The organism is Frigoribacterium sp. Leaf8, assembly GCF_001421165.1.
GTDB lineage: Bacteria > Actinomycetota > Actinomycetes > Actinomycetales > Microbacteriaceae > Frigoribacterium.
This window is the reverse complement of sequence record NZ_LMKB01000005.1, coordinates 391,267-405,579: the sequence shown is the minus strand read 5'-3', so window position 1 is coordinate 405,579 and position 14,313 is coordinate 391,267. Positions and strand designations below refer to the sequence as shown.

The window sequence follows — 14,313 nt, the reverse complement described above, 5'->3', positions numbered from 1 at the left end:
CGGGGGTGCGGGTGTGCGGCGTGTCGGGGTGTGCTGGCGCAGGGGGCAGGAGTTGCCGACGGGGTGCGGCCCGGGCCCGACGAAGGACGACGGGCCCGACGAGGGGCGACGGGCCCGACGAGGGGCGACGGGTCCGACGAGGGGCGAGCGGCCGGCCGGGCGACGGGCCCGGGCGCCGAGACGGCAGGCGGACTCAGCGCGGACGACGCCAGCGGGGCAGCCGGCTGAGGGCGCGCTGCTCGGGCAGGGTCCAACCGAACCGCACCGCCAGCATGCGGATGACCAGGGTGATGGACGTGCCCGCGATCGCGGAGACGGCCACGGGTGCGCCGAGCGTCACGGCAACGACCAGCACGACGGTGCCGCCGGCCGCCGCCACGGCGTAGAGCGATCCCACGTGCATCATCGCGATGGTGAGGTTCATCAGCAGGTCGCGGAGCACCGAGCCGCCGACGGCCGCGATGACCCCGACGAACACGGCCGGGATCTCGGGCAGTCCGAGCGAGAGCGCCTTGGTCGACCCGATCGCGCCGAGCAGGCCGATGGTCAGCGCGTCGAGCACGGTGATGACCCCGGCCAGCCGGGTGAACACGCGCTGGAGTGCCATGCCGACGATCGCCGCGGCGACGGCGACGAGCAGGTACCAGTTGCTCGACATGGCGCGCGGCACCTCGCCGAGAAGCACGTCGCGCAGCACGCCGCCGCCGAGCCCGGTGGCGATCCCGATGATGGCGATGCCGAGCAGATCGAGACGGCGGTCCTTGTACTCCGACGCGAACATCGCCCCCTGCAGGCTGCCGATGCCGACGGCGAGGAGGTCCACCCACAGGGGTACGGCGAAGGCTGTGGCGTGCACCTGACGTTTGTACCACGCGTGCGATGCTTGGTCGGTGCCCGTCTACCGTGATGAATGCGTCGTGTTGCGCACCCACAAGCTGGGTGAGGCCGACCGCATCCTTACGATGCTCAGCCGCAACCACGGCAAGATCCGGGCCGTGGCCAAGGGCGTCCGACGCACGGCGTCGAAGTTCGGGGCGCGCCTCGAGCCGATGATGGTCGCCGACCTGCAGCTCTACGAGGGCCGCTCGCTCGACATCGTGCAGCAGGCCGAGTCGCTCGGCTCGTACGGTGCCGTGATCGCGGCCGACTACGAGAGCTACACGGCCGGCAACGTGATGGTCGAGACGGCCGACAAGCTGACCGAGGCCGAGGCGGGTCTGCAGCAGTACCTCCTGCTCGTCGGGGCCCTCCGCTCGCTCGCGCGGCACGAGCACGCCCCCCAGCTCACGCTCGACTCGTACCTCTTGCGTGCGCTCAGCATCGCGGGCTGGTCGCCGAGCTTCGGCGACTGCGCCGTGACCGGTGCCCCCGGGCCGCACTCGGCCTTCGTCGTCCAGCTCGGTGGCGTGGTGGCCGACTCGCACGCGCCTCCCGGCGCTCCGCGCTTGACGCAGGAGGCGCTGGCCCTGTTGGGCGCGCTGCTCACGGGGGACTGGGACCACGCCGAGGACGCACCCGACGCGACCCGTAACCAGGCGAGCGGCGTCGTCGCCGCCTACACGCAGTGGCACCTCGAACGGGGACTGCGATCGCTGCAGCACGTCGACCGGGTGCCCGGAAGAGAGAGACCGTGAAGAAGACCCACCGCGACGCCGCCGACTTCCGCCCCCTCGACTGGACGGGCGTCCACCCGCCCGAGATGCCGCGGGGCGCCGTGCCCGAGCACGTCGCGATCGTGATGGACGGCAACGGCCGCTGGGCGAACGGGCGCGGGCTCACCCGCGTCGAGGGCCACAAGGCCGGCGAGATGTCGCTGCTCGACGTGGTCGCCGGGGCGATCCAGATCGGCGTGAAGCACCTCAGCGTGTACGCGTTCTCGACCGAGAACTGGAAGCGCTCGCCCGACGAGGTGCGCTTCCTGATGGGCTTCAACCGTGACGTGCTGCACCGACGTCGCGACCAGCTGAACGCTTGGGGCGTGCGGGTCCGCTGGGCCGGGCGGAAGCCGCGGCTGTGGGGGTCGGTGATCAGGGAACTGCAGTTCGCCGAAGAGCTGACCAAGGGCAACGACGTCCTGACGTTGACGATGTGCGTCAACTACGGCGGGCGGACCGAGATCGCCGACGCGGTGCGCTCGATCGCCGACGACGTCGCCGCCGGTCGGCTCAAGCCCTCGGCCGTCGGCGAGAAGCTGATCCAGAAGCGGCTGTACGCTCCCGAACTGCCCGACGTCGACCTCTTCGTGCGCAGCTCGGGCGAGCAGCGCACGAGCAACTTCATGCTCTGGCAGTCCGCCTACGCCGAGATGGTGTTCCTCGACCGGCTGTGGCCGGACTTCACCCGGACCGACCTCTGGCAGGCCGTCGAGACCTATGCCTCGCGCACCCGTCGTTTCGGGGGAGCGGTGGACGCCCCCGGTCCGGCCTGACCGGACGCCCGTCAGAACTGGATGTTCGCGCCCAGGAAGATCCGCTCGGCCGGCCACAGGAACTGCAGGGTCAGCGGTCCGTCGCTCGCCCGGTGGAACCAGGCGTTGGCGAAGACGGTCGACTCGCCCGGCAGCAGGTACCAGTTCGCGCTGTCGGCGGGGAACTTCGACTCGAGCGAGGTCTCGTAGCCCAGCTGGGTCAACAGATCCTGCCCGGCGAAGACGTCCTGCGTGGCGAGGTCGTTGCCGTACGACGAGTAGTCGGCGCTCAGGTCGGTCAGGTCGAGCCGACGCTGCGAGTTGTTCGTCAGCACGTAGGCCGTGACCTCGACGTCGGTGCCCGCGGGGTAGGGGTCGGTGCCGTCGGGGCGGGCGTAGATCGAGGGCGCCGAGGTCGTCAGCTCGCCGACGCCGTAGACGTAGATGGTGAGGTCCTTGTAGTTGACCTGGCCGAGCAGCGTGCCTCCGGGGGCGAGGGCGTCGGGCTGCGACCCCGTGCCGCCGCCGGTGCCGGGAGCCCCGGTGACCTGGGGCTGCGGCGCGCCGGTGGCTCCCGGGCCGGGGGTCGACGCCGATCCGCCCGCACCGGCCGGCGTGAGGTCGTCGAGGCTCGGGAAGCAGCCGGTCAGCCCGACGAGGGCCAGCACCGAGACGGCGATGCCGACGGTCAGTCTTGTGCGCACGACCTGCACCTCTCCTGGTTCGTCGGGCCAGCCTAACCCGGAGGCACGGACGGCTCGCCCCGTGGCGCCGGCACGAGGCCCAGCGCGTCGCCGTCCACCTGCTCGAAGGCGTCGAGGACCGCCCGCACGCTCGGCACGCGGTCACCCCCACGCCCGTGGACCACGTGCACGACGCGGGCGAGGCCGTCGTCGAGCTCCACCACCCGCACCCCGCGAGGCACGGCGGCGGACACGAGCGAGAGCCCCGGCAGCAGGGCGACGCCGAGGCCCGCCGCGACGAGGCCGAGCACGGCCAGGGCGTTGTCGGTCTCGAGCACGATCTCGGGCTCGAACCCGGACGCGGCGCAGGTCGCGAGCAGTTGGCTCCGGCAGCGGGGGCATCCGCCGATCCACCTCTCGTGCGCGAGGCCGCCGAAGTCGTCGCCTCGCGTGAACGGGTGGGCAGACGGCACGGCGAGCACCGTGCGGTCGACGAAGGAGGCGCGGTGCAGCAGACCGTCGAGGTCGCGTTCGCCCCCGGGGTCGCCCCCGTGACGGAAGGTGACCGCGACGTCCGCCGAGCCGTCGCGCAGTCGTGCCAGCGCCTCCGGGGGTTCCGCCTCGACGTAGTCGACCGTGAGGCCCGGGTGTCGGTCCCGCAGGCGCGAGAGCACGTCGGGGACGATCGTCGACGACGCGCTGGGGAACCCGGCCAGGGTGACGTGGCCCGTGGCGACGCCGCCCAGGTCGTCGAGGTCCTGCCGCGCGGCGTCGAGGGCCGCCTGCACGTGGACGGCGTGCGCGGCGAGCCTGTGCCCGGCCTCGGTGAGGGCGACGCCGCGCCCGGCGCGGAGCACGAGCGGTTGCCCGACCTGGCGTTCGGCTCGACGCAGCTGCTGGCTGACGGCGGGTTGGCTGTAGCCGAGCAGGGCGGCCGCCGCCGTGATGGTGCCGGTGTCGGCCACGGCGCGGACGACGCGCAAGGACGCGAGGTCGAGATCGTCGGGCACGGTCGAATCATAAGCCGTGGTGATGATCGGCCTCAGACACTGGTGGTTGTCCTCCGGTCTCGACGGGGGGAACCTGAGGACATGACCGAGCCCCGACCCGACCTCTTCGCCCCGGCACCGGGTTACCTCGCCGCCTGCACCATGGGCCTGCCGCTGCGGTCCACGGTCGAGGCGTCGCGCGCCGACCTCGACCGGTGGTCGTCCGGTCGGGCCGGCCCGGTCGCCTACGGCGCCGTCGTCGAGGAGGCGCGTGCGGCCTTCGCCCGACTGGCCCGGGTCGGCGTCGACCGCGTGGCCATCGCGTCGCAGACGTCGGCGATGGTCGCCGTCATCGCGGCCTCGGTCCCGGACGGCGCCGAGGTGCTGGTGCCCACGGGCGACTTCAGCTCGATCGTCTACCCCTTCGTGGTGCAGGAGGCGCGGGGCGTCCGGGTGCGGAGCGTCCCGCTGGCCGAGCTGGCCGGCTCCGTCGGGCCCGGCACGCACCTCGTGGCCTGGTCGGCCGTCCAGTCCGCCACCGGCGAGGTCGCCGACGACGCCGCCATCGTCGCCGCGGCGGCCCGACACGGGGCGTTGACGCTGTGCGACCTCACGCAGGCGGCGGGCGTGCGGCCCGTCGACGCCTCGCGGTACGACGCCAGCGTCACGCACGCCTACAAGTGGTTGTGCTGCCCGCGAGGGGTGGCGTTCCTCACCGTGGGGGAGCGGCTGCAGGAGGCCATGGTCCCGGCCCAGGCCGGCTGGTACGCGGGCGATGACGTGTGGGCCTCGTGCTACGGCCCCGACATGAGCCTCGCCACGGACGCGCGGGCCTTCGACGTGTCGCCCGCCTGGCAGGCCTGGGCCGGGGCGCTGCCCGCGCTCACGACGTTCGCCGCGCTCGACCCCGACGAGACCTGGGCGCACGCCGCCGGGACGGGCGACGCGCTCTGCTCGCGGCTCGGGATCGAGGCGCAGGGCCGCGCGATCGTGACCTGGGCCGATCCCGACGGACGCGACCAGCGCCTCCTCGGCGACGCCGGTCTCGTGGTCTCGGGGCGCGCCGGTCGCGTCCGCGTGGCCTTCCACCTCTGGAACGACGAGGGCGACGTCGAGGCCGTCGCCGTCGCGCTCGGCCGGTGACGCACCGCCGGTAGAGTTGCCGGGTACCTCGACCGACCGGGCACCCAGCTCGGGCCTCAACTCATCGGAGCATCACACGTGGCAGCACCCAACCGTCTCGATTCCGTCATCGCCCTGGCCAAGCGCCGCGGCTTCGTCTTCCAGTCGGGAGAGATCTACGGCGGTTCGCGCTCGGCTTGGGACTACGGGCCCCTCGGCGTCGCCCTGAAGGAGAACATCAAGCGTCAGTGGTGGCAGACCATGGTGCAGGGCCGCGACGACGTCGTCGGCCTCGACTCGGCGGTCATCCTGCCGCGCCAGGTGTGGGAGGCCTCCGGGCACGTCGAGGTCTTCAGCGACCCGCTGGTCGAGTCGCTGCACACCCACAAGCGCTACCGCGCCGACCACCTGCTCGAGGCGTACGAGGCCAAGCACGGCCACCCGCCCGAGAACGGCCTGGCCGACGTCCGCGACCCCGACACGGGCCAGCCCGGCTCGTGGACCGAACCGCAGAACTTCTCCGGTCTGCTCAAGACCTTCCTCGGCCCGGTCGACAACGAGCAGGGCATGGCGTACCTGCGACCCGAGACCGCGCAGGGCATCTTCACCAACTTCGACAACATCCTGCAGTCGTCGCGCATCAAGCCGCCGTTCGGCATCGGCCAGATCGGCAAGAGCTTCCGCAACGAGATCACGCCCGGCAACTTCATCTTCCGCACGCGCGAGTTCGAGCAGATGGAGATGGAGTTCTTCGTCGAGCCCGGCAGCGACGAAGAGTGGCACCAGTACTGGATCGACCAGCGGTTCCAGTGGTACGTCGACCTCGGCATCGACCCCGAGAACCTGCGCCTCTACGAGCACGCGGCCGAGAAGCTCTCGCACTACTCCAAGCGCACCGTCGACATCGAGTACCGCTTCCGGTTCGCCGGCGGCGAGTTCGGCGAGCTCGAGGGCATCGCGAACCGCACCGACTACGACCTCAAGACCCATGCCGCCGCCTCGGGCAAAGACCTGACCTACTTCGACCAGGCCAAGAACGAGCGCTGGACCCCCTACGTCATCGAGCCCGCGGCAGGTCTCACCCGCTCGCTCATGGCGTTCCTCGTCGACGCCTACACCGAGGACGAGGCGCCGAACGCCAAGGGCGGCGTCGACAAGCGCACCGTGCTGAAGCTCGACCGTCGCCTGGCACCGATCAAGGTGGCCGTGCTGCCGCTCAGCCGCAACGAGCAGCTGTCGCCGATGGCCCGCGGGCTCGCCGCCGACCTCCGCAAGTACTGGAACATCGACTTCGACGACGCGGGCGCCATCGGCCGACGCTACCGCCGCCAGGACGAGATCGGCACGCCGTTCTGCGTCACGGTCGACTTCGACTCGCTCGAGGACGACGCCGTGACCGTGCGCGAGCGCGACACCATGGCCCAGCAGCGCATCCCCCTGGCCGGGCTGCGCGCCTACCTGGCCGAGCAGCTGCTCGGCGCGTAGCCGCCGGGGCGCCTCGCGCCCGCCCCTCCGAGACGGGCCCCCGTCGTGCACGCGTTGCACGACGGGGGCCCGTCTGTCGTCGGCAACTCCTGCCTCCCGCCGCGACCCGCGCCGCCCACGCGGCGTGTCGCTGATCCACGAGGCACGGGGCAGGAGTTGCCGACCGCCCAGCGCCTCCGCACCCCCTCGCGCTCAGCCGATCGCCGTGCGGCTCCGCACCCCCTCGCGCCGCCCCGCCGCTCCGCGCACCCTCGTGCCGCCCCGCGCCCGGTCGCGTCGACCCGTGCCGCCCTTCGCCTCCGCGCCCGGTCCGTTCGTGGGGCGATGCGTCGGCAACTCCTGCCTCGTGCCGCGACCCGCGCCGCCCACGTGGCGTGTCGCGGGCCCACGAGGCACGGGGCAGGAGTTGCCGTCGCCCGAGTCGCAGTCCCCGCGACGAGGTCTCGGCCCCAGGGGAGCGATGTGACGCCGCCGTCCCCAAGCCGCCCTCGGACGCCCCGGGAGAGGGGCACCGCTCGGCACGCTGTCGGCATGACCACGATCGCCGAACTCGTCTCCGACGCCGGTGGCCTGCTGCACAAGCGTGACCTGGTCGCGCTCGGTGCCACGGACCGCCACCTGACCGTCGCCGTGCGCGCCCGCACGGTTCGTCGTCCCCGACGTGGCTGGTACTCGACGTGGCCGCCCCACGACCCGAGGTTCGTCGCCGTCGCAGTGGGTGGCCGGCTCACGGGGGCAGCTGCCCTGCACCAACTCGGCGCTTGGTCGTGGCGACGCCCGCGGATCACGGTCTCGGTACCCGAGACCGCCTCCCGCCTCCGACGTCGACGGGGCGTCCGGGTGGTCTGGGACCCCGTCGCTCTGGGAGCCCGCGGCTCGACCTGGATGGTGGACCCACGTGACGCCCTCGCCCGCGCGGTCGTCGAGGCGGCATCGCTCGAGGACGCGGTGATCCTGGTCGACTGGGCCCGCAGCATGGGCCTCGTCACCGACGACGAGGACGCCGCCGAGGTCCTCGCCCGGAAGCGTGCCGATGCCGTGGGCCTGGTGGCCTGGAGCGACGGGGGAGCACAGAGCATCCTCGAGTCGGCGGCCGGGACGCGGCTCCGGTTGGCCGGGCACCACGTCGTGCGGCAGGTGCCCGTCGGCACCACGGGCAAGGTCCTCGACATGCTCGTCGACGGCATCGTCGGTCTCGAGACCGACGGTCGCGAGCACCACGAGAGGCGGTTCGACCAGGATCGCCTCAAAGACGCCGACATCGCTCTCGACGGGCTCGTCCCGTTCCGTGCGGGGACGATCATGGAGCGTGACCTGTGGGCTCGCACCTCGGCCGCGATCGACGCCCTGGTGGCCACGGCGGGTGGCCCCACGCCCGGGTCACGTGTCGGCAACTCCTGCACGCCCCGGGTGCTCGGCCCCCGCGGCCGCAGGAACTGGCGGCTCGCCGTACTCGGGCAGCGCACGAGGCAGGAGTTGCCGACAGGGGAGGAGCCGGAGGGGGAGGAGCCGGAGGGGGCGCCTGAGGGGGGCGGAGGGACGGCGCGGGGAATGGCGGGGCACGGCCGAGGGTTGGGCCTGCCGTGACCGCAGACCCAGCCACCCCGTCCGCGACCGTCAAGGTCGACATCTGGTCCGACATCGCCTGCCCGTGGTGCTTCATCGGCAAGCGCAAGTTCGAGGAGGCCGTGCGACGTTTCGACGGCCCCGTCGAGGTCGAGTACCACTCGTTCGAGCTCTCGCCCGACACCCCGGTCGACTTCGAGGGCGACGAGGTCGACTTCCTCTCGAAGCACAAGGGCATGCCCGCCGACCAGGTCCGCGGCATGCTCGACACCGTCGCCGGCATCGCGTCCGAGGTCGGCCTCGCCTACGACTTCGAGCACCTGCAGCACACCAACACGGTCAAGGCGCACGAGCTGCTCCACTTCGCCAAGGCGAACGGGCGTCAGGCCGAGATGAAGGAACGCCTCCTCCACGCCTACTTCGAGGAGGGCCGCCACGTGGGCCGCGTCGACGATCTCGTCACGTTGGCCGCCGAGGTCGGCCTCGACGAGCAGGAGGCGCGCGACGCTCTCGAGACCGGGCGTCACCTCGACGACGTGCGGGGCGACCAGGCCCAGGCGCAGGCCTTCGGCATCACCGGCGTCCCGTTCTTCGTCCTCGACGGCAAGTACGGCATCTCGGGCGCCCAGGCTCCCGAGACGTTCGTCCAGGCCCTCGAGCAGGTCGCCTCCGAGGTGGCCCGATGAGCGATTCCCGCGGGGCCGGGGCCGGGTCCGTGGCCGGGCTCGCGACGCCGTCCGCGCCGTTGACCATGCTCGGGGCACCGGGCGCCGTCGCCTGCGAGGGGGACTCCTGCCTGGTCGTCCCCCCGGTCGCCGAGGGCACGTCCGCGGTCGGGTCCCCGGCCGCCGAGCCCGGGAGGCGCGGCGTCAGTCGCTGACGTCGGCCACGGTCGCGTCGTACGCGGCGACGAGGTCGTCGGCCTCGACGAAGGCGCTGAAGCCGTGTGCTCCGGCACCCAGGGCGACGCGCCTCCCCACGATTCGGGAGTCCGCGACCACGGGCCACGCGGTCGAGCTGCCCAGGGGGGTGATGGTGCCCCGCTCGTACCCGGTGACCTCGAGGGCGACGTCGGCGCTCGGCATCGACAGCTTGTTGACGCCCACGACGGCTCGGAGCTTCGCCCACGAGATCTGTCGGTCGCCCGGCACGAGCGCGAACAGGAACGAGCCGTCGTGTCGCTTGACCACCAGGCTCTTCACGATGTCGGACGGCTGCAGCCCGAGCAGAGCGGCAGCGGCCTCGAGCGAGTCGGCCGCGGGGCGCGCGACGATCTCGACCGCGAGACCGCGCGCAGCGGCGTCCGCCCGCACCCGGTCCGCGCCGTCGGGTCGACCCTGGTCGCCCCCGACGTCCGCGTCGTCCACACCACTCGTCAGCCCGCCGTCGCTCATGGGAGAATCGTAACGATGTCCACCACCACCCTGCCCTCGCGCGGCCTTTCGATCGGACCGATCGACGTGGCCTCGCCCGTCGTGCTCGCCCCCATGGCCGGAATCACCAACACGGCGTACCGCCGCCTCTGTCGCGAGTACGGCGCCGGCCTCTACGTGAGCGAGATGATCACGAGTCGGGCGCTGGTCGAGCGCACGCCCGAGTCGATGCGCCTCATCCAGCACCACGAGTCCGAGACGCCGCGCAGCATCCAGCTCTACGGCGTCGAGCCGAACACGGTGGCCGAGGCGGTCACCATGCTCGTCGCCGAGGACCGCGCCGACCACATCGACCTCAACTTCGGCTGCCCGGTGCCCAAGGTCACGCGCAAGGGCGGTGGCTCGGCCCTGCCCTGGAAGATCGGCCTCTTCCGCGAGATCGTCGAGGGTGCCGTCAAGGCCGCCGGCGACATCCCGCTGACCGTCAAGATGCGCAAGGGCATCGACGACGACCACCTCACCTATCTCGAGGCCGGTCGAGCCGCCCAGGGGGCCGGCGTCGCGAGCATCGCGCTGCACGCCCGCACGGCCGCCGATTTCTACTCGGGCACCGCCGACTGGTCCGCCATCGCCACCCTGAAGCAGACCGTGACCGACGTGCCGGTCCTCGGCAACGGCGACATCTGGTCGGCGGCCGACGCCCTGCGCATGGTCGACGAGACCGGGTGTGACGGGGTCGTCGTGGGTCGCGGCTGCCTCGGTCGGCCGTGGCTGTTCGGCGACCTCGCCGCGGCCTTCCGCGGCGAGGACCTGAAGGCCGAGCCGACGCTCGGCGAGGTGGGACGGGCCTTCCGGCGCCACGCCGAACTCATGGTCGAGTTCTGGTCGGGCGACGAGGGCCGCGCCTGCCGTGACATGCGCAAGCACGTCGCGTGGTACTTCAAGGGCTACCCCGTGGGCGGTGAGGTCCGGGCGGCTCTCGCCCTCGCCGACTCGTTGCAGCAGATCGACGACCTGCTCGCCACGATGGACCCCCACGAGCAGTACCCCGGCGAGGCGGCCGAGGGGCCGCGTGGCCGTGCGGGCAGCCCGAAGCGGCCCGCCCTGCCCGACCGCTGGCTCGAGAGCCGCGAGCTCGACGAGGCCTTCAAGGCCGAGCTCGCCGCGGCCGAGCTGCACCACAGCGGCGGCTAGGCACCCCCTCCCGAGATCCCTTCCCGTCCCGACCGAGAGGCCCCGGTGTCCACCGAAGCCCTGCCGAGCGCCACCCCCGGGTACGACCCCGCCGACTCCGAGCGCTGGGCGCCCGAGCAGCACTCCAACCGGCGAAGCGACTTCGCCCGCGACCGGGCCCGGTTGCTGCACTCCAGCGCGCTCCGGCGCCTGGCGGCCAAGACGCAGGTGCTGAGCCCGACGGCCGGCCTCGACTTCGCCCGCAACCGGCTGACGCACTCGCTCGAGGTGGCGCAGGTCGGTCGCGAGCTCGCCACGAGCCTCGGCCTCGATCCCGACGTCGTCGACACGGCCTGCCTCGCGCACGACCTCGGCCACCCGCCGTTCGGGCACAACGGCGAGCGGGCCCTGAACGACTGGTCGACCGACATCGGCGGCTTCGAGGGCAACGCGCAGACCCTACGACTGCTGACCCGCATCGAGCCGAAGGTCATCGACGCGACGGGACGCAGCTTCGGGCTGAACCTCACCCGTGCCAGCCTCGACGCCAGCTGCAAGTACCCGTGGCCCGCGGCCCAGGGCATCCCCGACCCGGGCGGTCGCATGAAGTTCGGTTTCTACGACGACGACACGGCCGCGTTCGAGTGGCTGCGTCGGGGTGCCCCGCGTCGACGGCGGTGCGTCGAGGCCCAGGTCATGGACCTCAGCGACGACATCGCGTACTCGGTCCACGACTTCGAGGACGCCGTGGTCAACGGCTACGTCGACGTCGCCGCCCTCGGGGCGCGGGTCGACCACGACTCGCTCGTGACGGCCATGCACGAGTGGGTCGGCGGGGAGCTCAGTCGCGACGAGTTGACCGAGGCCTTCGACCGGTTGCAGGCGCTGCCGTTCTGGCTCGAGTCGTACGACGGCAGCCGGTTCGCGCAGGCCCGTCTCAAGAACCTCACGAGCCAGCTGATCGGACGCTTCGCCGGTTCGGCCACCCAGGCGACCCGTGAGTCCTATCCCGGTGACGCCCTGATGCGCTTCGGCGCGTCGGTGGTCGTCGCCCCGGACGTGATCGGCGAGATCGCCGTGCTCAAGGGCATCGTCGCGGCCTTCGTCATGACGCGGGACAACCGGCAGCCCATCTACCTGCGTCAGCGCGAGGTCCTGACGAGCCTCGCCGACGCCCTGTGGCAGGCGGGCCCGTCAGAACTCGACCGTGGCTTCGCCGCCGACTGGGCCTCGGCGGACGACGACGCCGCGAGGCGTCGGGTCGTCGTCGACCAGGTCGCCTCGCTGACCGACCAGAGCGCCATGGCATGGCACGACCGGCTCACCGCCGGCCGCTGACGGCGGGTCGCCGAGGAGGCGCGGGTCCCGACCGGCCGCACCGCGCCTCCTCGTCCTCCCGCGGCCGACCTCCCGGGTCGGCGTGGTCGGTGGCTCGACCTACAATCGACACGTGCCCGGCCTGATCAAACGCAACGACATCGACGAGGTCCGGTCGCGCACCAACATCGCCGACATCGTCGGCGACCACGTCACGCTCAAGGGGGCGGGCGTGGGGTCGCTCAAGGGGCTCTGCCCGTTCCACGACGAGCGCAGTCCGAGCTTCCACGTGCGGCCCCAGGTGGGGCGATACCACTGCTTCGGCTGCGGTGAGGACGGCGACGTCTTCAGCTTCGTCATGAAGACCGACCACACGACCTTCCAAGAAGCGGTCGAACGCATGGCGGCGCGCATCGGTTTCGAGCTCCACTACGAGGACGGCGGGCAGGCCAGCGACCACGGCAACAGGGCGCGTCTGATCTCGGCGAACGAGGCCGCGCGCGAGTTCTTCGTGGACCACCTCACGGCCGCCGACGCCGAGCCCGCCCGCCGGTTCCTCGGCGAGCGGGGGTTCGACCCGGCCGCGGCCGAGCGGTTCGGCGTGGGGTTCGCCCCCAAGTCGTTCGACGCCCTGCGGTCGCACCTCAAGGGGCTCGGTTACCGCGACGACGAGCTCGTCACCGCGGGGTTGCTGAGCCAGGGCGACCGCAGCCCCTACGACCGCTTCCGCGGGCGGCTGGTGTGGCCGATCCGCGACGTCACGGGGTCGACCATCGGGTTCGGCGCGCGTCGGTTGCTCGAGGACGACAAGGGCCCGAAGTACCTCAACACCCCCGAGACGCCGATCTACCACAAGTCCCAGGTGCTCTACGGGCTCGACCTGGCCCGTCGGGACATCTCGAAGGGCAAGCAGGTCGTCATCGTCGAGGGCTACACCGACGTGATGGCGTGCCACCTGGCCGGGGTCACGACGGCCGTCGCGACCTGCGGCACGTCGTTCGGCGTGGACCACATCAAGGTGCTGCGACCCATGCTCGGCGACGTCAGCGGGGCCGACACCTCGACCGGCGGCGAGGTCGTCTTCACCTTCGACCCCGACGAGGCGGGCCAGAAGGCGGCGTCACGCGCGTTCGCCGAAGAGCAGCGGTTCGCCGCGCAGACCTTCGTCGCCGTGGCCCCCGACGGGCTCGACCCGTGCGACCTCAGGCTGAACCGCGGCGACGACGCCGTGCGCCGCCTCATCTCGACCAAGCGTCCGATGTTCGAGTTCATGATCCGCCGGCTCATCGACGGGCACGACCTCGAGACGGTCGAGGGTCGCGTGTCGGCGCTCCGGGCGGCCTCGCCGGTGGTGGCGGGCATCCGGGACCGTTCGATGACCCAGGGCTACGTGCGGTCGCTGGCCGGGTGGCTGGGGCTCGACCCGGCCGACGTCGCGCGGTCCGTCGACGACGCGGGTCGCGCCTCCTCGGCCCAGAACGCGCTCGAACGGTCGCAGCCCAAGAACGCCACCGACGGCCGACAGTCGATCACGAGCCTGCCGCCGGTGCCCGACGAGCCGGCCGGCCCGAGCCTGTTGACGCTGCCGGCCGACCTGACGACCCGCACCGAGCGCGACGCGCTCATGGCGATGCTCCAGCACCCGGCGACGGTCGGCTTCGAACTCATGCAGCGGGCGGCACGGGCACGCATCGAGAACGGTGCGCTGGCCGTCGTCCGCGACGCGATCGGCGCGAGCCTCGACCGGTTCGACTCGGCCGACTGGCTCGACGTCGTCCTCGGCCAGACGCCGTCGCCGTTCGACGCCCTGGCGAAGGAGCTCGCCGTCGCCCCCATCCCCGAGCGCGAGGGACGCGAGATCACGACCTACTGTCGCGGCATCGTCGTCTCGATCGTCGAGCGCGACCTGATCCGCGAGAAGTCCGAACTGCTCGGGCAGTCGTTCCGCACCGACATGAAGACCGAACCCGAACGCTGGCGTGAGATCCAGGTGCGGATCGCCGCCGTCGAGGCCGAGCGCCGGTCCATCCGCCAAGAGTGAGGTCGGCAGCCGTCACGCGGTGCCCCGGCCTGAACGCGCATACATCACGAGGATGCGCCGCCGGCCTCGAGACGACCAGTTGGCAAGGGTTCGTTGCGGGCCTGTAAACAGTTGCGCGATGAGCCCGTCTCGCGCTCACGTGTGTGTTACCAATGGA

The 14,313-nt window shown here is 72.2% G+C and carries 14 protein-coding genes; 10 read left to right on the top strand and 4 right to left on the bottom strand.

Features of this window, described 5'->3' with window-relative positions:
- Positions 1 to 193: 193 nt before the first annotated feature.
- Positions 194 to 856 (bottom strand): trimeric intracellular cation channel family protein, encoded by a 663-nt coding sequence (locus ASL10_RS06650; protein WP_056045653.1) that lies wholly within the window; start codon positions 854 to 856, stop codon positions 194 to 196.
- A gap of 34 nt (positions 857 to 890) precedes the next feature.
- Here ASL10_RS06650 and recO point away from each other — a divergent pair, with 34 nt between their 5' ends.
- Both recO and ASL10_RS06640 read left to right on the top strand, forming a co-directional pair.
- A complete protein-coding gene (gene recO / locus ASL10_RS06645; protein WP_056045648.1) occupies positions 891 to 1,634 on the top strand; it encodes a DNA repair protein RecO in 744 nt (247 codons plus the stop codon).
- Complete coding sequence (locus ASL10_RS06640) at positions 1,631 to 2,428, top strand: isoprenyl transferase (protein WP_056045644.1); 798 nt, start codon at positions 1,631 to 1,633, stop codon at positions 2,426 to 2,428. Before recO ends, ASL10_RS06640 begins: the two co-directional genes overlap by 4 nt.
- Before the next feature lie 11 nt (positions 2,429 to 2,439).
- Here the strand turns inward: ASL10_RS06640 and ASL10_RS06635 are convergent, their stop codons facing one another.
- Complete coding sequence (locus ASL10_RS06635) at positions 2,440 to 3,111, bottom strand: hypothetical protein (RefSeq protein ID WP_148053616.1); 672 nt, start codon at positions 3,109 to 3,111, stop codon at positions 2,440 to 2,442.
- Between the two features lie 32 nt (positions 3,112 to 3,143).
- The gene (locus tag ASL10_RS06630; protein ID WP_235452491.1) at positions 3,144 to 4,100 is read right to left on the bottom strand and encodes a LysR family transcriptional regulator; all 957 of its coding nucleotides are present in this window, start codon (positions 4,098 to 4,100) and stop codon (positions 3,144 to 3,146) included.
- 81 nt (positions 4,101 to 4,181) lie between these two features.
- Between ASL10_RS06630 and ASL10_RS06625 the strand changes: the two genes are divergently transcribed.
- From ASL10_RS06625 to ASL10_RS06605, 5 genes are all read left to right on the top strand, one after another.
- Positions 4,182 to 5,222 (top strand): aminotransferase class V-fold PLP-dependent enzyme, encoded by a 1,041-nt coding sequence (locus tag ASL10_RS06625; protein ID WP_056047530.1) that lies wholly within the window; start codon positions 4,182 to 4,184, stop codon positions 5,220 to 5,222.
- 78 nt (positions 5,223 to 5,300) lie between these two features.
- Positions 5,301 to 6,686, top strand: coding sequence for a glycine--tRNA ligase (locus ASL10_RS06620; RefSeq protein ID WP_056045637.1), 1,386 nt, complete (start codon positions 5,301 to 5,303; stop codon positions 6,684 to 6,686).
- A gap of 531 nt (positions 6,687 to 7,217) precedes the next feature.
- Positions 7,218 to 8,273 (top strand): hypothetical protein, encoded by a 1,056-nt coding sequence (locus tag ASL10_RS06615; protein ID WP_056045634.1) that lies wholly within the window; start codon positions 7,218 to 7,220, stop codon positions 8,271 to 8,273.
- On the top strand, positions 8,270 to 8,938 hold the full coding sequence (locus ASL10_RS06610) for a DsbA family protein (protein ID WP_056045630.1): 669 nt from the start codon (positions 8,270 to 8,272) through the stop codon (positions 8,936 to 8,938). Before ASL10_RS06615 ends, ASL10_RS06610 begins: the two co-directional genes overlap by 4 nt.
- Positions 8,935 to 9,132, top strand: coding sequence for a hypothetical protein (locus tag ASL10_RS06605; RefSeq protein ID WP_056045627.1), 198 nt, complete (start codon positions 8,935 to 8,937; stop codon positions 9,130 to 9,132). The genes ASL10_RS06610 and ASL10_RS06605 overlap by 4 nt, the downstream gene beginning before the upstream one ends.
- On the opposite strand, the gene ASL10_RS06600 is transcribed toward ASL10_RS06605, so the two are convergent.
- Positions 9,122 to 9,646: an aminoacyl-tRNA deacylase gene (locus ASL10_RS06600; RefSeq protein ID WP_082460244.1), complete on the bottom strand. Its 525-nt coding sequence runs from the start codon at positions 9,644 to 9,646 to the stop codon at positions 9,122 to 9,124. The genes ASL10_RS06605 and ASL10_RS06600 overlap by 11 nt on opposite strands.
- A 15-nt stretch (positions 9,647 to 9,661) precedes the next feature.
- On the opposite strand from ASL10_RS06600, the gene dusB reads away from it, so the two are divergent.
- From dusB to dnaG, 3 genes are all read left to right on the top strand, one after another.
- Complete coding sequence (gene dusB, locus ASL10_RS06595; RefSeq protein ID WP_056045623.1) at positions 9,662 to 10,819, top strand: tRNA dihydrouridine synthase DusB; 1,158 nt, start codon at positions 9,662 to 9,664, stop codon at positions 10,817 to 10,819.
- Positions 10,820 to 10,864: 45 nt separating this feature from the next.
- Complete coding sequence (locus ASL10_RS06590; RefSeq protein ID WP_082460243.1) at positions 10,865 to 12,136, top strand: deoxyguanosinetriphosphate triphosphohydrolase; 1,272 nt, start codon at positions 10,865 to 10,867, stop codon at positions 12,134 to 12,136.
- A gap of 112 nt (positions 12,137 to 12,248) precedes the next feature.
- Positions 12,249 to 14,156, top strand: a complete 1,908-nt coding sequence (gene dnaG, locus ASL10_RS06585; protein WP_056047525.1) for a DNA primase — start codon at positions 12,249 to 12,251, stop codon at positions 14,154 to 14,156.
- Positions 14,157 to 14,313: the final 157 nt, after the last annotated feature.